Origin of the sequence: Anabaena sp. CS-542/02, from assembly GCF_028331085.1 — a bacterium.
Taxonomy (GTDB): domain Bacteria; phylum Cyanobacteriota; class Cyanobacteriia; order Cyanobacteriales; family Nostocaceae; genus Anabaenopsis; species Anabaenopsis arnoldii.
Window position 1 is genome coordinate 50,706 of sequence record NZ_JAQMTM010000086.1, and the last position, 22,052, is coordinate 72,757.

At 39.2% G+C, this 22,052-nt stretch carries 21 protein-coding genes; 8 read left to right on the plus strand and 13 right to left on the minus strand.

Features of this window, described 5'->3' with window-relative positions; all coding sequences use genetic code 11:
* Positions 1-34: 34 nt before the first annotated feature.
* The 3 genes from PN447_RS10060 to PN447_RS10070 are packed head-to-tail and all read right to left on the minus strand — an operon-like array spanning position 35 to position 1,840.
* A complete protein-coding gene (locus PN447_RS10060; protein WP_271762786.1) occupies positions 35-619 on the minus strand; it encodes a DUF2459 domain-containing protein in 585 nt (194 codons plus the stop codon).
* A gap of 31 nt (positions 620-650) precedes the next feature.
* The gene (locus tag PN447_RS10065; protein WP_271762787.1) at positions 651-1,439 is read right to left on the minus strand and encodes a superoxide dismutase; all 789 of its coding nucleotides are present in this window, start codon (positions 1,437-1,439) and stop codon (positions 651-653) included.
* A gap of 50 nt (positions 1,440-1,489) precedes the next feature.
* A complete protein-coding gene (locus tag PN447_RS10070; RefSeq protein WP_271762788.1) occupies positions 1,490-1,840 on the minus strand; it encodes a phage holin family protein in 351 nt (116 codons plus the stop codon).
* A 568-nt stretch (positions 1,841-2,408) separates the two neighbouring features.
* Here PN447_RS10070 and PN447_RS10075 point away from each other — a divergent pair.
* Positions 2,409-2,798 carry a hypothetical protein gene (locus tag PN447_RS10075; protein WP_271762789.1) on the plus strand — a complete coding sequence of 130 codons (390 nt, stop codon included), beginning with the start codon at positions 2,409-2,411 and terminating at the stop codon, positions 2,796-2,798.
* A 43-nt stretch (positions 2,799-2,841) separates the two neighbouring features.
* Here PN447_RS10075 and PN447_RS10080 read toward each other — a convergent pair whose 3' ends face one another.
* Positions 2,842-3,969, minus strand: a complete 1,128-nt coding sequence (locus tag PN447_RS10080; RefSeq protein ID WP_271762790.1) for a site-2 protease family protein — start codon at positions 3,967-3,969, stop codon at positions 2,842-2,844.
* 111 nt (positions 3,970-4,080) lie between these two features.
* Positions 4,081-5,202 (minus strand): HhoA/HhoB/HtrA family serine endopeptidase, encoded by a 1,122-nt coding sequence (locus PN447_RS10085; RefSeq protein WP_271762791.1) that lies wholly within the window; start codon positions 5,200-5,202, stop codon positions 4,081-4,083.
* Positions 5,203-5,323: 121 nt separating this feature from the next.
* On the opposite strand from PN447_RS10085, the gene PN447_RS10090 reads away from it, so the two are divergent.
* Positions 5,324-6,001 (plus strand): DUF305 domain-containing protein, encoded by a 678-nt coding sequence (locus PN447_RS10090; protein ID WP_271762792.1) that lies wholly within the window; start codon positions 5,324-5,326, stop codon positions 5,999-6,001.
* Between the two features lie 97 nt (positions 6,002-6,098).
* Here PN447_RS10090 and PN447_RS10095 read toward each other — a convergent pair whose 3' ends face one another.
* Positions 6,099-7,310 (minus strand): ATP-binding protein, encoded by a 1,212-nt coding sequence (locus PN447_RS10095; RefSeq protein WP_271762793.1) that lies wholly within the window; start codon positions 7,308-7,310, stop codon positions 6,099-6,101.
* A gap of 580 nt (positions 7,311-7,890) precedes the next feature.
* Between PN447_RS10095 and PN447_RS10100 the strand changes: the two genes are divergently transcribed.
* The gene (locus PN447_RS10100; protein ID WP_271762795.1) at positions 7,891-9,387 is read left to right on the plus strand and encodes a PAS domain-containing sensor histidine kinase; all 1,497 of its coding nucleotides are present in this window, start codon (positions 7,891-7,893) and stop codon (positions 9,385-9,387) included.
* Here the strand turns inward: PN447_RS10100 and PN447_RS10105 are convergent.
* Both PN447_RS10105 and PN447_RS10110 read right to left on the minus strand, forming a co-directional pair.
* Positions 9,371-11,533, minus strand: a complete 2,163-nt coding sequence (locus PN447_RS10105) for an amylo-alpha-1,6-glucosidase (protein ID WP_271762798.1) — start codon at positions 11,531-11,533, stop codon at positions 9,371-9,373. The two genes, PN447_RS10100 and PN447_RS10105, sit on opposite strands and share 17 nt — an antisense overlap.
* Positions 11,534-11,547: 14 nt before the next feature.
* Positions 11,548-12,516, minus strand: coding sequence for a TIGR03885 family FMN-dependent LLM class oxidoreductase (locus PN447_RS10110; RefSeq protein ID WP_271762825.1), 969 nt, complete (start codon positions 12,514-12,516; stop codon positions 11,548-11,550).
* Between the two features lie 87 nt (positions 12,517-12,603).
* On the opposite strand from PN447_RS10110, the gene PN447_RS10115 reads away from it, so the two are divergent.
* Entirely contained in the window at positions 12,604-12,795 is a 192-nt protein-coding gene (locus tag PN447_RS10115; protein WP_271762800.1) for a hypothetical protein, read from the plus strand.
* 123 nt (positions 12,796-12,918) lie between these two features.
* On the opposite strand, the gene PN447_RS10120 is transcribed toward PN447_RS10115, so the two are convergent.
* Positions 12,919-13,428 carry a CAP domain-containing protein gene (locus PN447_RS10120; RefSeq protein ID WP_334311098.1) on the minus strand — a complete coding sequence of 170 codons (510 nt, stop codon included), beginning with the start codon at positions 13,426-13,428 and terminating at the stop codon, positions 12,919-12,921.
* Positions 13,429-13,539: 111 nt separating this feature from the next.
* On the opposite strand from PN447_RS10120, the gene PN447_RS10125 reads away from it, so the two are divergent.
* Positions 13,540-14,571 (plus strand): AI-2E family transporter, encoded by a 1,032-nt coding sequence (locus tag PN447_RS10125; RefSeq protein ID WP_271762804.1) that lies wholly within the window; start codon positions 13,540-13,542, stop codon positions 14,569-14,571.
* 482 nt (positions 14,572-15,053) lie between these two features.
* On the plus strand, positions 15,054-16,988 hold the full coding sequence (locus PN447_RS10130) for a DNA cytosine methyltransferase (protein WP_271762805.1): 1,935 nt from the start codon (positions 15,054-15,056) through the stop codon (positions 16,986-16,988).
* Here PN447_RS10130 and PN447_RS10135 read toward each other — a convergent pair.
* Positions 16,960-18,054, minus strand: a complete 1,095-nt coding sequence (locus PN447_RS10135; RefSeq protein ID WP_271762807.1) for a hypothetical protein — start codon at positions 18,052-18,054, stop codon at positions 16,960-16,962. The two genes, PN447_RS10130 and PN447_RS10135, sit on opposite strands and share 29 nt — an antisense overlap.
* A 28-nt stretch (positions 18,055-18,082) precedes the next feature.
* Positions 18,083-18,286, minus strand: coding sequence for a helix-turn-helix domain-containing protein (locus PN447_RS18725; RefSeq protein ID WP_442867091.1), 204 nt, complete (start codon positions 18,284-18,286; stop codon positions 18,083-18,085).
* A 146-nt stretch (positions 18,287-18,432) separates the two neighbouring features.
* Here PN447_RS18725 and PN447_RS10140 point away from each other — a divergent pair, with 146 nt between their 5' ends.
* Positions 18,433-18,825, plus strand: a complete 393-nt coding sequence (locus PN447_RS10140; RefSeq protein WP_442867092.1) for a hypothetical protein — start codon at positions 18,433-18,435, stop codon at positions 18,823-18,825.
* Here PN447_RS10140 and PN447_RS10145 read toward each other — a convergent pair whose 3' ends face one another.
* Together PN447_RS10145 and infC are read right to left on the minus strand one after the other, a co-directional pair.
* A complete protein-coding gene (locus tag PN447_RS10145) occupies positions 18,826-20,391 on the minus strand; it encodes a cation:proton antiporter (protein WP_271762810.1) in 1,566 nt (521 codons plus the stop codon).
* A 208-nt stretch (positions 20,392-20,599) separates the two neighbouring features.
* Complete coding sequence (infC, locus tag PN447_RS10150) at positions 20,600-21,133, minus strand: translation initiation factor IF-3 (protein ID WP_271733910.1); 534 nt, start codon at positions 21,131-21,133, stop codon at positions 20,600-20,602.
* A gap of 545 nt (positions 21,134-21,678) precedes the next feature.
* On the opposite strand from infC, the gene PN447_RS10155 reads away from it, so the two are divergent.
* Complete coding sequence (locus PN447_RS10155) at positions 21,679-21,906, plus strand: hypothetical protein (protein WP_271762813.1); 228 nt, start codon at positions 21,679-21,681, stop codon at positions 21,904-21,906.
* The last annotated feature ends 146 nt before the right edge of the window (positions 21,907-22,052 follow it).

Here is a 22,052-nt window from a genome sequence, read left to right on the forward strand (position 1 = left end):
ACAGGATAGGAGGATGAATTGTTAAGGTGTATAATCAGTGAGAGACTTGCAATTGAAAATCAGCCAACAAAACAAAACCCTCAACACGACAATTTAACTTTTTTAGCCACACAACCAACTCATGATTACTGTTGTGACACAAAGTATAGTCTAGGTCGTCTTGGACAAAAATCATGTGATTTTGGGGGTTAAAAATGGCCGTGTGAATATTGTCCTCAAAGCGTTGATCTAAAAACTGGTTGAGAGCAGTAACCTTATCCCTAGCAACTGCAAAACTTAAGATAGTAGTATCAGAACCGACAGACTGCTGTAACCCAGAAAAATTAGCGTATCTTCTCCTTCCCAAACTTCCCTGAGTAGGAATCAGCAGCGCCCTAACACCACTACCCAAACCTTGCTGATTCAAAGCAAAATAACGCCAATCACCGTAAGCATATTGAATTAATCCCTGATCGCAATCAGGTAAAACCAATCTAGAATGTAAACCCAAATCAACCACATAAACAGTAACCGGATCCACAGGGTCACAGGGGGGTATAATAGTAGCCGGAGAAGCAATCAAAACTACAAAGACAAAAGCGAGTATTCCCAGAAAAAATAGAGATATACGACTTAACATACCCCCCAAAAAACTTTGCGACCCTTTGCGTTTAAAACTGTAATGAAACCTGCGATCGCCTGTTAACTTCCGACCAATTGACCACACCCCACCAATTATTTAAATACTCACCGCGGCGGTTGCGATACCTCAAGTAATAGGCGTGTTCCCAGACATCATTACCCATAATTGGGTATGCACCATTCATAATCGGGTTATCTTGATTAGCTGTAGTGACGATTTGCAATTCACCCGTTGAGTTACGCACCAACCAGACCCAACCACTACCAAAGCGATCGCTTCCAGCTTGGTTAAACTGTTGTTTAAACTGATCAAAACTGCCAAAAGTTTGGTTAATTTCTGCCGCAATTTCTCCTGTGGGTTCTCCACCACCTTCAGGGGTCATAATTTCCCAGAAAATTGTGTGATTCAGATGTCCACCAGCATTATTGCGAACCTTGGTGCGGATATTTTCAGGAACACTATTTAAATCCCGCAGTAAAGCCTCAACGCTCTTTTTCTGTAAATCTGGCTGTTCCTTGAGAGCATCATTGAGATTATTCACATAACTAGCATGATGTCCATCATGATGTAGTTTCATAGTTTCCGCATCAATAGCTTTTCCCAGCGCTGCATAATCATAGGGTAATGGTGGTAACTTTGCAGGTCCTGCGCTGAGTTCCCCATCAGGAGAAGCTACGGGGGGAAATATAGCAGCAATAGCGGTTTGTCCAGGAGATTGTGATGCAGCTATGGGTAATGCTTGATAAGAAAGTAGCACTATCCCCATCAGCATCGCTGTGAGTAGCAAGACAATTTTTTTGAGAAAAAATTTAGACATAAACATTCACACCACCATGATTTTTTGTATTCTGAAAAAGTGGACTTTTTTTAACTCCAGGTTCTGACAATAGCTAGGAGGATAGAATTAACAATTGCCAAGGCGATCGAGCCGATTAATGCACTCCAAAAACCCCATCTCAGAGTAAAGCCTGGAACCAAAGCAGCAGCCAGAGCAAAAATAATTGCATTCAAGATGAAGAAAAACAACCCAAAACTCAGAAGAATAACAGGAAAGGTGAAAAATGCTAGAATCGGTAGTAAAATTGCATTCAATATGCCGAAAACTGCTGCAGAAATTGCTGCTTTACCCAAACTATCGATTTCAATACCTATAGGTAGTCGAGAAATGATTAAAAAGCTAATTGTAGTGACTAACCAAGCGAGAATAATGTCTAACATTTGTGATTTGTCAGTATATTTAATTAATGGTTAACTTGAATCATATTTTTATCTTCCTATCTGGTGATTAATCTAGTTTGATTAACAGTGGTATTTTGGTAAATTTTATCATAAAATCACTCCTTATTAAACCGATATATTAATATATTTCTTTCGATATATAACTAAAAATTATAAACAAAACTATCGGCAGATATAGGGTAAATTTTATTCTGATAAATATATAATTAAACCATAAACTATATTGAGGATTTCGGAGCTTAATGTAAGTTAATAAGATCAGCGCATTTTCAACAATAGATTTTATCTAGACTATAAAAAATGAATATTACCGCATCAATTATACTCTGTAGCTTCTAGACTGTTTATTTCCCATCCAGGTGCAAAAATTTTCTGGGAATTCTCAAACTGAACTAGGGGTAAATTTACCCTGACTTGTTAATTAGAGTTTTGCCCAAATTATCATAAATCAATCATTAACCGCCGATGAAAACCTAGGGTTATGCTGAGATTCAAAATTCAGAGTGTATCAAAAACAAGATATTGTAGATAGCTGAGGATAAAAAATATGTCTGTTGAAGTAATTACCCCGCAGGAAATGGGAGAAAATAGGAATATTTCTCAAGTAACTCAAAGTGAAGTTAAACAAGAGCAAATGCAACCAGATGGTATAAATATCCCAGATGTAGCTTTAAGTTTATCTCCCATAGCTTTGCTATTCAGTTGGGTGATGTTTTTCCTGATATTACAAAAAATCCGCACTGTTTTAGACAATAAGATGGTTTTTACCCTCAATGGTATACATAAGGTTCCGTGTAAGAACTGTCGGTTTTATTCAAATAACCATTATCTCAAATGTGCTGTAAAACCTTCTATTGTCCTGACTGAAGAGGCAAAAGATTGCTCGGAATATTCACCCAAAAATGGCAAATTCTCACCAAATAGCCTCTTCAAATAATTTTATGCTTATTAAATGCTTAATTTTAATTTTTAGTCAATCCTTAGGTAAGCTCACCTAAATCTCGTTGTCGCTGTAACCAGTAAGCTAAATCATTGGCTGTAATGATACCTTTAAGTAAATCATTGTGAATCACCAGTACACGGCGAACCCCTGAATCTTGCATTTTTTGCAATACTTGAGACATCTGTTCTTCTGGACGAGCAGTAACACCGTTTTCCGTGGGTATCATTGTATCTTTGACAGTACAATATTGCCATTCTTCCCTGGGGATATCCTTCACCTGATTTAAAGTAATAATACCTACAGGATGTCCGTCTTGTGTAACTGGAAAAGAATGATAGCGACGACTGAGAAAATATCTATCTACTAACTCTTGAAGTTTCATGTCAGGACTGACAGTTTCTGGGTGAGGAGTCATAATTTCCTGGGCCCTTACCCCTTGTAAACTGGTGCGCAGCAAAAGTTCCTCATAGCTAGTTTCGGCGGCGTTGTACAAGAACCAACCGATGAGAATTAGCCACAGTCCCCCCAAAATCGCCCCAGCAAACATCTCTAAAATACCGAAGAAAATTAACAGATAACTCAGCCATTTTCCCCCGTTAGAGGCGATTTTTGTGGCTTTTTTGAGATTACCCGTATACTTCCAAAGAAGAGAACGAAAAACGCGACCGCCATCTAAGGGAAAGCCCGGTAACATATTGAAGATAGCTAGAGCCAGATTAATTACCGCCAGGTAAGCAAAAACACCAGTAAATACCACACTCAAACCGGTATTTGTTCCTACATACCAAATCAAACCAAAAACAGCAGCTAGCAGCAGACTCACAACCGGACCGACCCCTGCTATTTGGAACTCATCCCCAGGGGTTTGTGCATCCATACGAGTCCGGGAAACTCCACCAAAAATAAATAGGGTGATACCTTCTACGGGAATTCCCTTGGCTCTGGCCACGAAGGAGTGAGAAAGCTCATGTGCTAGCAGGGATGCGAAAAACAGCAGCGTTGCTACTATACCCATACCAAAATAGGTACTACTATCAAATCCGGGATAGTTGGTGGGGAATATCCCAGCGCTTAAAGTCCACAGGACGAGAAAGAAAATTATCAACCAAGACAAATCAACTCGAATTTCAAATCCGAAAATAGAACCAAGACGAAAACCTTCCATAATAATTTTTAATTAAGAAAGTTTTATTTTCACCACCGCAACTATAGACCAAGGTAATTTATTTTGCTTCTGACAAATGATAGAGAGGTAAAATCTATCTTTTGACTGTTGCTATTGTGTGGGTAAAGCTTCTGGTTTGAGTGTGATGTTCTGTCTACTCCCATCGCGGTTGATGGTGATCACCATGGTATTACCGATGTTGGTGGTTTCTACTTGTTGCTGTACTTGCTTGATATCTTGAATACCTACATTATTGATACTTTCAATAATGTCACCGGGACGCAAACCAGCGCGAAAAGCAGGGGAGTTGCGGACGACTCCCATAATAATTACACCGGTATCCTGAGTAATTCTAATCCCCGCATCACTTTGATTGATTTTCCCACGCAACTCAGGGTTTAACTGGGCCATTTGAATACCCATGTAGGGGTGAGATACTTTTCCCGTGGCGATTAATTGTTCTGCAATGCGTTGAGCAGTGTTGATGGGAATGGCGAAACCTAACCCTTGGGCTCCCTGGATGATCGCGGTGTTCATCCCAATTACTTCTCCTTGAGCATTCAGCAGGGGACCGCCAGAGTTACCTGGATTAATTGCTGCGTCGGTTTGGATAAAGTCCACTCGTTCTGCAGGTACACCCAGAGCTGCTACAGAACGCTGTGTAGCGCTGATAATTCCTTGGGTGACTGTATTATCTAACCCTAAAGGATTACCAATGGCGATCGCCCATTCTCCTGGTATTAAATTATCCGAATTACCCAGCTTCACCGTCGGTAAATTCGTAGCCGCAATTTTGACAACAGCAACATCAGTTACTGAATCAGCCCCCACCACCTCCCCTTGAAAACGGCGGCCATCCTTCAATATAACTGTGACATTATCCGCATTTGCTACCACATGGGCATTAGTAAAAATTAGCCCATCTGCAGTAGTAATAAATCCTGAGCCGAGACCCTGTTGTACTTCTTCCCTAGTGGGTAATTCTCCCCGGAAAAACCTTTCTAAGATCGGGTCTGGGGATATTTCCACAGTGCGGGTAGAGTCAATGCGCACCACTGCAGGACCTACCTCTTGGACAACCCGAGAGATGTAATTTACATCACTGTTAACCGTTGATTGTACTAATGTATTTCCTGGGATTGGTGCTTGAGCATTCCTGACATCTCTAGTAGGGATACATCCAGTAACGAATAAAACTAAGCAAAAAACTGCTCGTTGGAGAAGTCCTTTCATTTATATGCTTGAGGACTGGGGAATGAATACCCAATCACCTCCTATTTTACTCAGGACTCAGAGCCTGGTTAATTAGACAGATCAAAATATAATCGAGATCATGTCTTGTGAAGAATCAACCATGCAAATCTTATCTTTGAGAAATAAATTTTTAGCTTGGAGCTTTGTAGTGTTTACATCCTTAATTGGGGGAGCTTTGACAGCTTGTTCCACAACCACCTCCGAAAACCCCAACCCCAATACCACCGCAAGTGAAACCAGTAATCACCACAGTCACATAGATCATGCTATGGATTTAGGTCCAGGGGATGCTAATTATGATTTACGCTTCATTGATAGCATGATTTTACACCATCAAGGAGCTATAGATATGGCTCAGGAAGCACAGGAAAAATCACAACGTCCTGAAATCAAACAGCTAGCAGAGGAAATCATTACCGCCCAAAAGCAAGAAATTTCTCAAATGCAGCAGTGGCGCACAGCTTGGTATCCTCAGGCCGGTGATCAACCCATGGCTTATCATGCTCAAATGGGTCACATGATGCAGATGACAGCAGCACAAAAGCAAGCCATGATGATGACCATGGACTTGGGTGTTGCTGATGATAAATTTGATTTGCGTTTTATCAATGGGATGATTCCCCACCACGAAGGTGCTGTAGTCATGGCCCAAGATGCTTTACAGAAGTCTCAGCGCCCAGAAATGCGGGAATTGTCCCAAGAAATTATCAAAGCCCAAGCAACAGAAATCAATCAAATGAAACAGTGGCGACAAGCTTGGTATAAATTGAATCTGTAATAGTCAGCCTCCGCGCCCCTCTGCGTTTAAAAAAACCAACATACTCAACTATTCCACCCGGGATAGTTTGGTGCATAGTCATAATTACCGCTCGGTCTTACCTCAAGGGAATGGTGACAATAAAAGTAGTCCCCATCCCCACCTCACTCTTCACAGCAATTGAACCTGTGTGTAGTTCAATACATTTGCTCACGATGGATAACCCTAAACCCATCCCGTGAAGATTACCTACATTGGTGCCGCGGTGAAAAGATTCAAACAATTTAACTTGGTCTGCTTCAGGAATACCAATACCTTGGTCTTGAACAGTAAAACTTACATTTGACTTGCTAATCTTGAGGTTAAACTCTACTGTAGTTCTATCAGGTGAATATTTGATTGCATTAGCCAGCAAATTGATTAAAATTCGCCTGAGTAGTTTTTTATCTAAATTCCCAATTACGCCAGATTGTGCATTAGTAGCAAAGACAATATTATGATGTGGCGCACTTAATTGCATCTCTTCCCCTAATTCCTGACAAAAACTAATTAAATCTAAAGGAGCAGGTTTAAATTCTAACTGGCTATTTTCCCCTTGATTAATTAATAAAATATTATCTAATATTTCTGTTGTATATTTCACATAATTTAGAATAAAATCTAAATGTTTTTTCTTTCTCTCCTCCTCGAGTTGATCACCAAAATCTTTTAAAATACCGGCGGAGGAAGCAATTACAGATAAAGGGGTGCGAAACTCATGGGAACTCATAGCTATAAAACGCGACTTCAATTCACTCAGTTCTCTTTCTCGCTCTAAGGTTTTCTTGATAGCTGGAACCACTAAGGGTAATTCTTCTGAATCTATGGACTCTATAAAAGATTGGGAATTTTCATAGACAGATTCACAGGAACTGACTGTTACTAAACCCACAACCTCATTCTGTTCATCAACAATAGCTAGATTGTCAGTTTTGTGTTGATGTAACAAATTCAAAGCTATAAAAATATTTGTAAATTGTGATTTTTCCAGAGTCACCGGATGCTGATTCATCACCTCAGTTAGGGTTGCTTGCTCCAGATTGACCCCCATGGCTATACATTTAATCAGATCCTTGTGCGTGAATATCCCAACTAATTTTTGATTTTCCACTACCAGCACACAAGTGGGTTTTTCTCTATCATTCACCAATGATGAGGTGAGATTATAGGTGTCACAAACCTGAAACATTAACTTAACGGCTGTAATTACCGATGTTTCAGCACTCAGGATCAAGGGACAAGGTACTATCGCTTTCTGAAGATCCGAAACACCAAAAAATTTTGTTGACATACTTCTTAATCATCTTCCAGGATTGTCTTGCTTTGATTAATAACTCCCGACAGAGTTCAAAAAATTATACTAACATTAGCTTGTGTAATAAATTTCATTTTTCCGACAACAATATCAAAATAATTACTAAAATAGTCTGGTTTGGCAATCCCAGTAATTCCTGATTATTATGTTCAGTGTTACACCTGAGGAGACACTCTCCGTAAAGCCCCCGTGTTTTTCCGGGGGATATCAGTTAACAACCGAATTTATTCGGTCACAAAATGCTAGAATATTGATCATTGCTCAGGACAAGGGTTTGAGTCTCAGTGGTGTGGACTAGATAACCAAGCTATTTTTAACAGTAAAACTACTTGTTGCTGTACGGTTAAGTCAAACTGGAGTAAAGCAAAACCAGCAACTTATGCAATAGTTGCTCTCCCGACAACAGAATTAATTCATGGCTACTAGAAAATGAATAGTATTGCTTGTTGAAGATGAAAACAAGATTTTATTTTCATAGGTGCAAATGTATAAGATGTTAAAATGCTCAAAGTATTTTCACCCTCTATTATGGGTTTTGGTTTTACTAATAACATGGGTGCAAACTGACAAGCCAGCCCTAGCCCTATCGCCATCTCTTAACTATACTAGTCCAGTAGTATTACGCAAGAAATTAACGGAAAGTATACGGAGTAATATTACGTATATTGCCCCAGAAACTAGCCTTAAGTTAACCATTCCAGATGTAGGAAAAACCCCGGAAAGATTTATTTATCCTCAGTTAGGTATTTTACAACGGCTCTATGTGTTATTAGGTTTCAGTGGTAGAAAAGCCTTTGACCTTTTACCTGGATATCAATTGATTCAAGAGTTGTTTTACTTTGTCTTCCTAGCTTTAGTCTTCCTTTTAACACTAGCTTTATGGGAACATCTAAATTCCCAGAAAAATCAGCGCCACCTTGAATCAGAACAGGGACAACTGGCTATGATAGTTAAAAACAGTTCTGAATTTATTGGTATAATTAATCTGGATTACCAACTAGTATTTCTCAATCATGCTGGTAAAAACATCATCGGTTTTCATGGTCAAAATTCTTTAACAAAAGAAAATTTCTGGGATTATATTCATCCAGATGACCGCTATTTATTTGAATCGAAGATTTTGCCCACTGTCCTCAAAACAGGTGAGTGGGAAGGAGAAATCAGACTGCGCCACTTACAAACAGGAGCAGTGATTTATACCTATGCTTATTTTTTCTTAATCCCAGATGAAAGAGCCACACAACCAACTGCTGTAGCATCTGTAATCAGGGATATCACCCCACTCAAGCAAGCCCAAAAGAATATTATTCAAACTTTAGCAAAGGAAAAAGCCATTAGCGAAATGCGATCGCAATTGATCACCATGGCAGCCCATGAAATTCGTACACCTTTAGCTATTATATCCTCATCTACAGGGATTTTGCAAGATTTTGGCGATCGCCTAAATACAGAAAAAAAACAAGCACACCTCCAGACCATCCAACAAACTGTTCAGCGGGTGACTCAACTGCTCGATGAGTTAATGCTGATTAACCGCGCTGAAGCTCAAAAGATGGAATTTAAACCAGAACCAGGGGATATCATCGCTTTCTGTCGTCGTCTCACAGAAGAAATACAAACCACCACTAGCAAACATAAAATAGATTTCTGTTGTAGTGTAGACCAGCAAATGTCAGACTATTCTTTAATGGTTGAGTTTGACGAGAAACTGTTACGACACATTCTCAGCAATCTCCTGACCAATGCGATTAAATACTGTCCTGAGCACAATTTAGTTAAATTGAGTTTAACCCAAGAAAATCAGCAACTGATATTTAAAATCAGTGATAGTGGGATTGGTATCCCTGATGCAGATCAAGCTAAGTTATTTACATCTTTTCATCGCGGGTCTAACGTCGGTAAAATTGCTGGTACAGGTTTGGGGTTGTCCATAGTTAAGAAATGTGTAGACTTGCACAAAGGCACAATTTCCGTAGATAGTCAAGTAGGCAAGGGGACAACATTTACAGTCAGTATTCCTGTTTTTTCAGGTCAACTTAAAAATTGCGCCTGAAATAACTTTGCTGTTTAACCTCCACCTCACCAGATTTAACCACCGCATCCCAATGGGTAACCTCACCGTGTCGCCAAAACTGCAAATCTACACAGGAGTTACCAATTTCCACCTGCTGAAGTTCAATTTCTGGTAACCATGGTGGTAAATGTGGGTCAACATAAAGCAACTGATGGGGAGCATCAGCTTGTAAACCCAGTATAGCTTGGATGAGATGAAAAACCGATGCAGCAGCCCAGCCTTGAGGTACATTGGCCTGGATGTAAGGAACTGGAAAAGCTCCTGGTTGACGCTGAGTACCAGCAAATAGTTCTGGGAGGCGATAGCTAGCAAAATACTTGGACGCATCAAAGATACCGTGAGCAATTTGGGCGACCTCGTTAGTAAAACCATAGCGCTTAAACCCCATAGCGATGATCCCATTATCATGAGGCCAAATTGAACCTAAATGATAGGAATAAGGATTATAAGCTGCATTTTTCGTACTTAAAGTGCGAATACCCCAACCACTCCACATATCTGGTTGCATCAACCGCTTCACCACACGGGCCGCACGTTCAGGACTGGCGATACCACTCCATAAACAGTGACCAGCATTGGAAGTGAGCGATCGCACAGGTTGCTTATCTGGGTCTAGAGCAAAAACATAACAGTCTAAATCTTCACTCCAGAAATGCTCCTCAAAGCGTACCTGTAATTGACTAGCTTTAGTGCGTAATTCGTGAGCAAAACTTCCTTCACCCAGGACATCAAACACCTCCGCCATCCGCATCCAAGCATCAAACACATAACCTTGTAACTCACATAATGCTTTTGGTGCCTTTACCTGGCTTCCATCGGGATAAACCACCGCTTGAGCAGAATCTTTCCAACCTTGATTTTCAATTCCCCCTGGTGATTGCATTTGGTACTCTTGAAACCCATCACCATCTAAGTCCCCATAATTATCAATCCACTCCAGACAACGCAGCACTATATCCCGGTTATTCTGCAATAATGAATTATCTCCCAACCACTTCCAGGTTTCATGTAAAGTAATCAGAAATAAAGATGTAGCATCAGCAGTACCGTAATAGGGTGTATGGGGGATTTTAGCAAAATATGCTAATTCACCTTGGCGGATTTCATGGAGAATTTTACCTGGTTGAGCATCCCGCCATTCATCTAACTCAGTAGCTTGTAACTCTCCTAATTTTTGCAGCGTTCCCCGAGCAAAACCGGGATGAACAATCATATTTTGCAAACTGATAATCAAGCTGTCACGGCCAAACAGCGCCACAAACTTAGGTACACCTGCTGCTGGTAGCCAAATATCAGGGCCAAAATCGTAATCATATAATCGTAGTGAACCTAAATCTTCAATTGACTGGCGATACAATCGCACTACATCCTCATTCCCGCAGACAATAGCAGTTACTGAGTCTCGCCATTGACAGTGCAGCCTTTCAATTTCTGTATTTATGCTGTTGGATTCTACCATCTCTTGATAACAGAAATCAACCGCTTCACGCACCAGCTCATGATCAATCAGATTATATTTACAGCAAGTGTGCCAAGTCTGACTCGGTTCTAGTGATATCTCAAAGGTAATGCGACCGTTTGCATAGTAAGGTCGGGAGGTAAAGTTACAAGGTTTGTACATCAAACAACGGGAAAATGAGCCATTTGTATATCTGGTTTCTAGTTGATGTTCTGTTTCACACCATTTAGTTTCAATATGTCCCCGACGCACATATTCCTGTGATTCTACCTCGAAAATATCGGCAAAGTCTGAAGCTAAGGCAATTTCTAGATTAAATGTCACAGGTTGGCATGCATTATTAGTAATATCCAGATCCTCATGAATTCCTTGTTCTACCGTGCGGCTAATAATTAAGGATAAATCACCCTGGGTAACTTTTCCCCGTCTGCAAGTAAATTCAGGATTAATCAGATAAACCCGCGCTGCATAATATGTTGTGGTGGCCGAAGTTAGGCGAATCCAGGGATGACCATCAATGTAACAGCTATAGTTACTTAAAAACCTCGTGTCGTCTGCAAAAATTCCCTGATGACTATGGGGGTTGATTTCTCCACCCAGGTCAGTGGACATGAAGGTACTACCATGATTAATCATCAGAATTGGTGGCCCAACAGTTACTCGCATAATTTATTTACTCCTTAATTAGTACCTTGAAGGGCTGGGATGACCTGTTTACCAAATACTTCGATGAAATTCCGCTGTTGACGGTTAACGTTGTGGAGATAAATTTCACTAAAACCCAGTTCAATATCTTTGCGCAACCATTCAATGTGTTGTTGTGGGTCTGCTGATATGCGGATGTGTTTATACATATCTTCTGGTTTGACAAACTCCGCCATGTCCTCAAATTGCTGGGGATGACGCAAGTCTGCTAATACAGGACTGGAGAAAATATTAGTCCGCCATTGCTCAAAAGCTCCCTCTAAAGCTGTGCTTTCCTCCTGTGCGTAAGAAAGTTGTACTTTGAGATACATGGGCTTACCTTCCCCACCACCCCGGCGGAATGCTTCCACTACTTGCTGCAGCATTTGCTCAGGGTGAGAAATAGTGATCAGTCCATCTACCCAACTTCCTAACCATTCCGCAGTTGCTGGGGTGATGGCCGCACCAATAATCAATGGTGGTGTTGCTGGTCTAGTATAAAGTTTTGCCTGTTCTACATTTACTAAACCGTAGTGAGTGATGGTTTCCCCAGTCCATAGGGCGCGGATCACCTGCGCGCACTCTTTCAGGCGCATATTACGGACGGTTTTGGCTGGCCAAAAGTCCCCTGTAATCTGTTCGTTTAATGCTTGTCCGCTCCCTAATCCTAACCAGAAACGTTGGGGAAACATTTCACTCAGGGTCGCCGCAGCTTGAGCAATAATCGCCGGGTGATAGCGCTGTCCGGGGGCGCAAACTACACCAAAATTTAAGGGTGTAACCTGCATTGCTGCACCTAACCAAGACCAAGCATAACCGCTTTCTCCTTGGCGATCGCTCCACGGATGAAAGTGATCTGAACAAGATACACCACTGAATCCAGCTTGATGAGCGGCTTTTACATATTCTAAAAGAGCGCTCGGTTTAAACTGCTCATGAGAGGCGTGATAGCCAAAAAATGCCATAGCCTTAACTCCAGTTTTATTACTCAAGTCTTCAGACAAATAAATTAATTTCAGGAAAATTATTACCTAGGAACTTTTATTTTATCTATGGAATTCATTGACTCATCAAAAGCAAAAAGACAAAAACTCTTGAAATACAAACTTAGCCTAGAATATTTACAACAAATGTTGCATATTGTCAATCATCCAATCACTAAAGACCTTTTTAATAGACAAAATTACCCAGATAGATGTACCCCAATAAAGGCTAATTCTTCAGAATTAGCCCAGATTATTTAACTACCAAAAGTGTGAATTATGGGAAAATTTGAACGCCAAAAAATCCATCTATTAGTCTATATTTTGATCAAAATATGAACCCTAAGAAAGGTGCTGACATTTCTCCTAGTTCTTAATTTCTGTTCAAGGGCGCAAGAACAGCTGAGTTATATAGTAGGTGTTGTTAATTTGCCAAACTCCTACCCCAGTTTCTCTAAAAACCGGACGGAGAATATTCTCACGATGTCCGGGACTTTGCATCCAACCATCAACAGCTACTTCTGCAGGTTGGGGAATATTCGTACTTTGGAAAATATTTTCACCCACCACCGAGTAAATGATACCACCAGCTTTAACTCTATCTTCTAGGGTGCTACCATCAATACCGGTATGACTGAAAAAGTTATTTTCTGCCATTTGTTGGCTGTAATTACGAGCAACCTGTGCTAGTTTTTCATTATGCTCTAAAGGCGGGAGTTGTTGATCTTCACGCCGCTGATTAATGAGTTGTGTAACTAAAATCTCTATTTGGTCCTTTGTATCAGACTGGGCTACTTGTGGCAACTGTGGTAAATTAGCTGATGGCATCTCCACCTCATGTAACGGTGGTAAATACTCAATTACCTGTTTACACCCCGTTAAAAGCAGCGTCATTGCTGTTCCTATAACCCAGAAAACCTGAAATAATTGATTTTTCATCAGCAGTCCGATTTGATTGGTCAGTAGCGGCAATTTATGCGGTAGAGATCACGGATTATGGAAAATATGAAAATAGGCCAATTACTGGGATTTTTGGTACTGGTGATCTCACTTTATATACTCTGGGAAATTCGCCAGTTATTGTTACTTTTATTTACAGCCATTGTCCTAGCAACAGCTATTAGCCAACTAGTGCGGCGCTTTCAAAGGTCGGGGATGCAGCGCATTTGGGCTGTGTGGCTGAGTATAGTGATTGTCTTCGCTTTATTGGTTGGTTTTTTCCTGGTCATTGTACCACCTTTTATCTCCCAGTTTCAGGAATTAGTACAGTTATTTCCTAGTGGAATAGCTCGCATTCAACAGATGAGCACTTGGTTAGAAGGTACAATTATTGGCCCCTATGTGACGAAATTACCAGATATTAATAATTTAATTCAACAACTACAGCCATTAACTGAAAATCTAATCAGACAAGCGATCGCGTTTTTCTCTACTGGAGTGACTGCCCTCTTACAATTTCTACTAGTCATAGTTCTAACTTTGATGCTGTTAGCTAATCCTCAACCCTATCGTAACGTATTTGTACGCTGTTTTCCGTCATTTTACCGCCATCGCGTCCAACAAATTTTGACCTTATGCGGTGAGGGCTTGGGAAACTGGACAATTGGCGCTTTAATTGAAATGGTATTTATTGCCTTTTTAAGCGGGTTAGGACTGCTAATTTTACAAGTACCCTTAGCACTGGCTCATGGGGTACTTGCTGGCTTACTCAATTTTATTCCCAATATTGGACCGACTTTAAGCGTAATTTTACCCATGACTATCGCCTTTGTTGATACACCATGGAAGGCGATCGCGGTTTTAATTCTATACGTAGTTATTCAGAACATAGAAAGCTATTGGTTAACACCCACAGTCATGGCCAAACAGGTAGCGCTCTTACCAGCTTTTACCCTGACAGCACAAATCTTTTTCGCCAGCTTCTTCGGTGCTTTAGGGTTACTCATGGCGCTACCCTTGGCGGTAGTTGCGAAAACCTGGATAGAAGAACTGGTATTTAAGGATATTTTAGATAAATGGAAAGAAATATCTTCTTAGCTCGAATTTATTCATTGTTGCACTTAGGCGATCGCTTATCAAAATTGATTTGGAAATCCTTGCTAAAGCGATGCTTGTTCCCTCTAGAGGAGCTAAGAATTATATTCTCATTATTTGAAGTTGATGGCTCAAAAACGAGATGAGTTACTTTTGGTTGTTGAGCCTCACGGTAATGGTAGTGTGGGAAAGCAGTTGAGTTTGTTTTGAGTGGGGGATTATATTAATTATGAGCGATCGTCTATGGTAATGGGGCGATCGCACAGTGTAACTGGAATCAGATTCTTGGACTTTTTGATAATTGTGAATTATAATAGTAAGTTTGTTTGACTTCTAAGCATCACAATACCGGACTCGTATGAAATTAACCTAAAAATTAAACTAAAATTTAGCAAGCATTTTTTTTAATGCTTATATTCTCAGTGATTAAATACAGTTTGGCAGTATATAACTCTATTACATTAGTTTCTATTCATAGCTTTTTTATGACAAGTCTTAAAAAAATTCAATCCAACAAAATTACTGTTGTTAGCCTATTTTCAGGATGCGGAGGTATTGATCTAGGATTTCAAAGACAGGGATTATCAATTGTTTGGGCAATTGATAATGACTTAGACTGTGTAGAAACATATAGAAAAAATATAGGCAATCATATTATTCATAAATCAATTTGTGATGTTCATTCGGAAGAAATTCCTGATGCCGATATAATTGTTGGCGGATTCCCATGCCAGGGATTTTCAGTAGCTAATAAATTTCGATCAAAAGATGATGAAAGAAATGAAATGTATCACGAAATGTTAAGATTGATAAAAGATAAAAAGCCTAAATGGTTCATGGCTGAAAATGTAAAAGGTATTTTAAGTCTGGACAAGGGGCTTGTGTTTCAAAAGATTATAGAGGAATTACAAGAAGTTGGATATCATATAACCTATGAACTGGTTAATATGGCCGATCATGGAGTACCACAAATTAGAAAAAGAGTAATTATTTTAGGTACAAGAAATGATCTTCCCGCAGAAGCAAGAGTCAAGCATCCATTACCAAATTATTCCGAAAAAAACACAAATCTCAAAAAATGGATTACCATTAACTGTGCATTAGAAACACTAGAAAAAATGAAACCAACTACTAATTTAGTTGGATCACAGTATAAAGTATTATATAGAAATTATACAGGACATAGACAAACTGATGGTAATAAACCATGTCCAACGATTATAGCTAGAGGTAATGGAAAAGGTGGAGTATGTGCAATTCCACATCCTAACGGAGAGCGAAGATTAAATGTTAGAGAATCAGCATTTATTCAAACTTTTCCATGTGATTTTGAATTTACAGGAAGTGTAACTTCAATGTATCGCCAAATAGGAAATGCTGTACCTGTATTATATGCAGAAAAACTAGCACAAGAATTTATTGAAGCTGATAAAAGATTAAAATCATTTATCAATAAACAAAATATAGCCAGTGAAAAACCTAACGTTGTTTCTTTGTTTTCTGGCGCAGGAGGAATGGACTTAGGATTTCAGAAAGCTGGTTTTAATATTGTATGGGCAATTGATAATTTTGAAGATGCTGTACAAACATACCGAAAAAATATAGGAAATCACATAATTAATAGCAATATTGAGGATTATGACATTAACGAAATTCCTAATTGCGATGTTGTTATAGGTGGTTTTCCATGTCAAGGATTCTCAATAGCTAATATGAACCGTAATTCCAAAGATAAGAGAAATATTCTTTATGAATATCTTGTAAAAGTAATAGAAATTAAACAGCCAAAATTTTTTGTTGCAGAAAATGTTAAAGGTATTCTTAGCCTTGAAAAAGGAGAAATTTTTAATAAAATTCTACAAGATTTTAGTAAATGTGGTTATAAGTGTGAATATGCTATCTTAAATTCTGCTGACTATGGAGTTCCACAAACAAGAGAGAGAGTTATTATTGTAGGTAAGAGAAAAGATGTACCAATAGAAATAGGATTTCCTCCAAAGCCCACTCATTTAAAACATATATCTGTAGGACAAGCACTATCAGATTTTCCTGATCCTGACAAAAAACACAATTTTAAAAATCATATATATTCCAAATTTAAACTAAAGTTTAATGGATATATATCAAATAGACGTATTGACCCTGACTTACCATGTCCAACTATTACAGCAAGAGGAGATGATAAAGGAGGAGCTATGGTAATGCATCATCCCTCAAATAAGCGCAGGTTAACCTGTAGAGAAATGGCTTATATACAAGGCTTTCCTATTGATTTTGAATTTATTGGCTCAATGACATCTGTTTATAGACAAATTGCAAACGCATTACCTAGTCCTGTTGCTGAAGCAGTTGCTTCTTCATTGTATAAAGCGATAATTAATCAGCAAGACTTTAGTCTTTTTTCTCAATCAGTCTGGTAATTTCTTCTATAACTTGTTCAACTGTTTTTTGATGAGCAGTAGCGTATCTTTCAATATCTTCTGCTATTTTTTCGCGTTGAAATTGTTCTGGGTACGCCCAAGGACTATTTTTCCAATCATACTCAGGATTAACCTTTTTGGTAAATTCTCTTTTTCTTTGATTACAGTAAATACACAAAGTCATCAACTTATCTTGGAAATTGTCATCCGTTAAGTTTTCAGCTTGAACAATTGCTGGAATTCTATGATCTGGTGCTAAAAATTTAGTGTTTTCATGAGTTGTATGACACAATCTACAAGTATTCTTATGAAGAGTAAATAATTTCTGTTTCCATGAATCCTTGATCACTGATCTAGAAACTTGTAAAGTTATATCTTGTTTGACAGTAGTCAACCTATACTCTTCTTGCTTGTTTTTCCGTTGAGTAATTATAGTAGGATTTTCACCCTCTCGTGTCCATCCTTCATTTCTAAAATAATCAACTATCTTACTGGGATCTCCATAATATTTTGAGGTTCCTGTATCATTATTGCCAATATTAAGCTTGCTTATATTGTGAGGTTGATAACGCTTTTCTATGGTTACTTCCAGTTCGTCTCTAGTATGAAATTCTTTATCATATAAAATACATAGTCCACAGATTTGCCTACCACGTGATTTGAATAAATACTGCTCCCAATGAGATTTATTTCCTATCTCAAACTTATAGTATTTATTAGTTTTTACATTAACTGTAATATTTTTAATTGATTCATCTAAAGTTTCTGCAAATTCTTTAAAGTTAAAAGCGTTATTATCTATTAATATACCTTTAAACTCAGAATCAGATAATCTTTTCCATTCCACATTTGCTGGCCAACCTTTTATTTCCACATCAAGACGCTTCTGTTTTCGCCAAACTGAATTTGGGTCTGGCTTAAAGGAATGAAGCAAGGAGGAAAAAAAATTCATGTTTTCAAAAATATTAGCATCTTGCTTTTTTGGAATATCTAAGTTTAAAGTAAACTCATTAATTTTTTTTAGAGTAAAGCAAGATCCTGTATATTTTAAGTCGTTAATCAACAATTTAAGCCAACCTCAATAATAATTACAATTAATTAAGCGAATTGTCTTGAAAGGATTTCTCTAGAAACAAAATTTCAACGTTACAGTCTAAAATTTCTGCCAATTTTTCCAAACCATCAATGGTAGGAGCATTGACACCACGTTCTATCAAGCTTATAAACTCAACTGAATAACCTGATAGTTCAGCTAATTTTTCTTGAGTTAATCCTTTTTGCTTACGAATAGCAGCAATTTGTTGTCCAAGTTTTTTTTAGCACTTTGGATATATGAATATTTTTTTAGAATTTATCTCGATGTGGTAAATAACACAACGTAGTTCAGTTACGGGTTAAGACTTTTTATATTTGTAAGTATTCTTAAATATGATTAAAAAAATTAATACAGCAAGCTCGTACTTTAGCTGACAAAGTAGGTGTAACACTCACTATCGATGCCTACAAAGTATTGATTGATTACACAGGCAATAATACACGACTCATATTCACCGAACTAGAAAAGCTCAAAACTTATGCTTTGGGTAAAACAGTCAATGGGGATATGGTGAAAGAATTATTCTCAGAAAGTGCAGCTAATAGTTTACAACTGGCCAACGCCATTCGCTTGGGTAACATTGCTCAAGCATTAGAATTAGGCGATCGCTTAATTAACTGTAACGAACCAGCTTTAAAGATTACCGCTACCCTGACTACTACCTTTCGCACTTGGCTAACAGCCAAACAGATGATCATCACTGGATGTCAAGATGATAATGCGATCGCCAAACTCCTCTGATTAATGACTATCCCCATTTTCCCAGACATCTGTCAGCATCGGGGCTAGTTCCGTATTTAACCGACCAGCGCGGACAAACTCCGCATAAGTATCAGCCTCAATAGCCAAGAGTTCATCCCGGAACTGTTCAGTAATAAAACTACCAAGATGAGGATACTCCAGCTGTAACTGGTCAATTTTACCTTGTAGATTTTTCATCTCACCTTGAATTAGTGTCTCCTGGTAACGGTAAAACTCAGGGTTAATACCTGGACGGTGGTCTTTTTCCAGGCGTTGCAAAACCCTTTCTAAAGCTACATAACGAGTAGCAAGTTCTAAATATTGCTCACGTAGAGGCGCATCACCCAACAGATTTAACTTTTGCAGCAAAGGTTTAATGGTCAACCCTTGAACCAGTAGAGTAAATAAAACCACTCCAAACACCGTCGCAATAATTTTTTCTCGCTCCGGTAGTCCTATCGGTACACTTAAAGCTAAAGCAATAGCAACAGAACCACGTACCCCACCCCACCATAAAACCGTTTGTTCAGGTAAGGGGATTTGATATTGAGTAATTACAGCACTCAAATTGCTGAGAAGATAAATACTAATAGCCCGCATTAAAATCATAGTTGCGACTGTAATGGCAATGATTTGCAGGTTTTCCCCCAAAATACTAAAGCGAATTTGGTCGCCAATCAACAAGAAAACTATAGAATTCACAAAAAATGCTAAAAAAGCCCAAAATTCCGAAACAATAACCCTAGTGCGGGGGTTCATACCTATACGAGAGCCAAAGTTACCTAAAATTAACCCTGTGGTCACAACTCCAATCACACCGGAACCGCCCAACTCCTCTACAATCAGGTAAGTACCGTAAGCAGAAACCAGAGTTAAAGACTGTTCCACCATCGGTAAATCAAAGCGTTGGGTGAGATAAGAAATACCAAAGCCAATTAATCCCCCCACTGCTACCCCAATCCCAATTACTACCCCCAGCTGTAATACAATCGGCTGGATACCCAATTGAGCATTTCCCAACGACAGGGCGAGTAAAAAACCAAAGGCTACTACCGCCATGCCATCATTAAATAAGCTTTCGCCCTCCATCATCGTGGTGAGACTTTTACCCACCCCCAACTCCCGGAATAAAGCGGTTACAGAAACCGGGTCAGTGGCGGATAAACTAGCGCCAATCAGTAAGGCTGTGGTTAGGGATATCCCCCCCAGTTGATTTAGTCCCACTGCTACACCTGCAATGGAGATTACCACCCCTAAAACTGCATATAGGCAAATTGTCACCAAATTCCGCTTTAACTCCGGCCAGCGCAAATTCCACGCGGCTTCAAATAATAGGGGCGGTAGAAAAATGAATAAAATTAACTCAGGGGAAAGGGTGACTAGACGGACATCCACAAAGGCTAACCCTAAGCCGACAATCACCAGGAGTAAAGTATATGGTATATGACGAAACCAACCAACTACCTGTGGTAAGGTGGCTACTCCCAAAGATACGGAAAGCACTAACAGAAACTGTTTGAGGTTGGTTGTGATGATTTCTTCACCAATTGCTGTTTCTATGAGCATAGTTCTGGCTGAAAAAGCTGCGCTGAAGCAATTTTACGCGATCGCAGCAACAGGTAATTTCTCTTGGGTATTTAGACTGGATAAATTGCCAAAGTCCCGAGCATCTGAGTATGATTTTAATCACTCAGCGCCCAGGACTATCAACTTTACAGCGACTTCCCCAACTAGGGGTCATCTATTATACTGGATATCTGGAAAAATCGGCGAATTATTTTTTGGGCGAAATCAGCATCATCATATTTCTACCTTCTTTTTTCGGTGCTTGCTGTAGTTCACCCAGTGGCTCTAAATCTTTGGCCATGCGCTTAAGCAAATCTTCTGCTAAATCACTGTGTTGAATTTCTCGACCCCGGAACATTACAGTCGCTTTTACTTTATCTCCATCTTTGAGAAAGCGCTCGGCTTGCTTCACACGTACGTTATAGTCGTGTTCTTCAATTTTATAGCGCATCTTTACTTCTTTAACATCTGCTGTGTGCTGTTTTTTCCGGGCTTCCCGTGCCTTCTTCTCCTGCTCAAACTTGTACTTCCCATAATCCATGATTCGACAAACCGGTGGGTCAGCCTTATCACTGATCAATACTAAATCCAGCTCTTTTTCTTCAGCCAGTTTTAGTGCTTCTTGTGGAGGCATAATTCCTAATTGGGCGCCATCAGTGTCAATGACTCGAATCTTGGGGAACCGGATGCGTTCATTGATTTGGGGTAGATCGCGAGTTCGTTTTTTCTCAATCACAGGCATTATGATTATGGAAGCTCTTTTGTAGTTAAGATGTGGTTTGGTCTTGGTTTACTTGGTTTGGTTTGCTCTGCCTTAGCAGCACAATTGCTCGATTTAATTCAGAAATTGAATCTGAGTCTGTTTTTCTAGGATAACTAATTCATCAATTGATCGTCATCATCCTTATTTATTTTACCCATTTTGGGATACTTTCTAGAGCGATCGCTTTATGTCAATATATTAACCCCACTCTTAAGATAATATGACATTTTTGCACTCATAGGCAAATCTACTTTATTGTAACATCTCCTAAAAGTATATACACGCTGATCACCCTGCGCATTATTACTGAGTATTTTTTTCATTGATTGATGAGGAAAACTGTAGTCAATATCCTTAGAGCGATAAATTCGGGTATCTGCTAATTAGAAATACGGTTTAAGAATTAATTAGTGTGGATATCTTCACCCTCCCGAACATGCATCTTGTGGTAGGCTTATAGTTAATAGTCTAAGATTTAACACGCCCATTCTCCGGGCGGATAATTTAATCGTAACGAGTAACTCATGAACATATCCTCTTCTCTATTTGGCTCCCTATTCTCCGGAGTAGAAGAATTAATCGAAGCAACAGTTGATACTGCATCTGAGCAAGTCAAGGTTAGCCAAGATGTTAAGGTTTCCAGCGTCTTAGGAGAATTGACCGATACCAGCTTAATATCTTCTATTTTAAACCTAGATGTGGACGCGATCGCCTCTCTCAAAAAACGGGGTGCTAATCAAGACAATCCATAAAAGTCTATAAAATAGACATGAGCAATCCCGGTGTATTAGCAACACCGGGATTGTGTTGTTTCAGGAAGAATTATACTAGCGATCGCCTCTAGACTCCACTGGTATAACCCATTGGCATATTTGATGTGGGTTAGGGCTTGTCAACT

Bases quoted from the DNA above. Each gene is read 5' to 3' on its own strand.
- infC (WP_271733910.1), bottom strand. From the start codon at position 21,133: ATGCCTGTGATTGAGAAAAAACGAACTCGCGATCTACCCCAAATCAAT.
- PN447_RS10110 (WP_271762825.1), bottom strand. From the start codon at position 12,516: ATGGCATTTTTTGGCTATCACGCCTCTCATGAGCAGTTTAAACCGAGC.
- PN447_RS10120 (WP_334311098.1), bottom strand. From the start codon at position 13,428: ATGACGCTGCTTTTAACGGGGTGTAAACAGGTAATTGAGTATTTACCA.
- PN447_RS10070 (WP_271762788.1), bottom strand. From the start codon at position 1,840: ATGTTAGACATTATTCTCGCTTGGTTAGTCACTACAATTAGCTTTTTA.
- PN447_RS10105 (WP_271762798.1), bottom strand. From the start codon at position 11,533: ATGCGAGTAACTGTTGGGCCACCAATTCTGATGATTAATCATGGTAGT.
- PN447_RS10060 (WP_271762786.1), bottom strand. From the start codon at position 619: ATGTTAAGTCGTATATCTCTATTTTTTCTGGGAATACTCGCTTTTGTC.
- PN447_RS10085 (WP_271762791.1), bottom strand. From the start codon at position 5,202: ATGAAAGGACTTCTCCAACGAGCAGTTTTTTGCTTAGTTTTATTCGTT.
- PN447_RS10145 (WP_271762810.1), bottom strand. From the start codon at position 20,391: ATGCTCATAGAAACAGCAATTGGTGAAGAAATCATCACAACCAACCTC.
- PN447_RS10155 (WP_271762813.1), top strand. From the start codon at position 21,679: ATGAACATATCCTCTTCTCTATTTGGCTCCCTATTCTCCGGAGTAGAA.
- PN447_RS10080 (WP_271762790.1), bottom strand. From the start codon at position 3,969: ATGGAAGGTTTTCGTCTTGGTTCTATTTTCGGATTTGAAATTCGAGTT.
- PN447_RS10065 (WP_271762787.1), bottom strand. From the start codon at position 1,439: ATGTCTAAATTTTTTCTCAAAAAAATTGTCTTGCTACTCACAGCGATG.
- PN447_RS10125 (WP_271762804.1), top strand. From the start codon at position 13,540: ATGAAAATAGGCCAATTACTGGGATTTTTGGTACTGGTGATCTCACTT.
- PN447_RS10095 (WP_271762793.1), bottom strand. From the start codon at position 7,310: ATGTCAACAAAATTTTTTGGTGTTTCGGATCTTCAGAAAGCGATAGTA.
- PN447_RS10130 (WP_271762805.1), top strand. From the start codon at position 15,054: ATGACAAGTCTTAAAAAAATTCAATCCAACAAAATTACTGTTGTTAGC.
- PN447_RS10090 (WP_271762792.1), top strand. From the start codon at position 5,324: ATGCAAATCTTATCTTTGAGAAATAAATTTTTAGCTTGGAGCTTTGTA.
- PN447_RS10075 (WP_271762789.1), top strand. From the start codon at position 2,409: ATGTCTGTTGAAGTAATTACCCCGCAGGAAATGGGAGAAAATAGGAAT.
- PN447_RS10115 (WP_271762800.1), top strand. From the start codon at position 12,604: ATGGAATTCATTGACTCATCAAAAGCAAAAAGACAAAAACTCTTGAAA.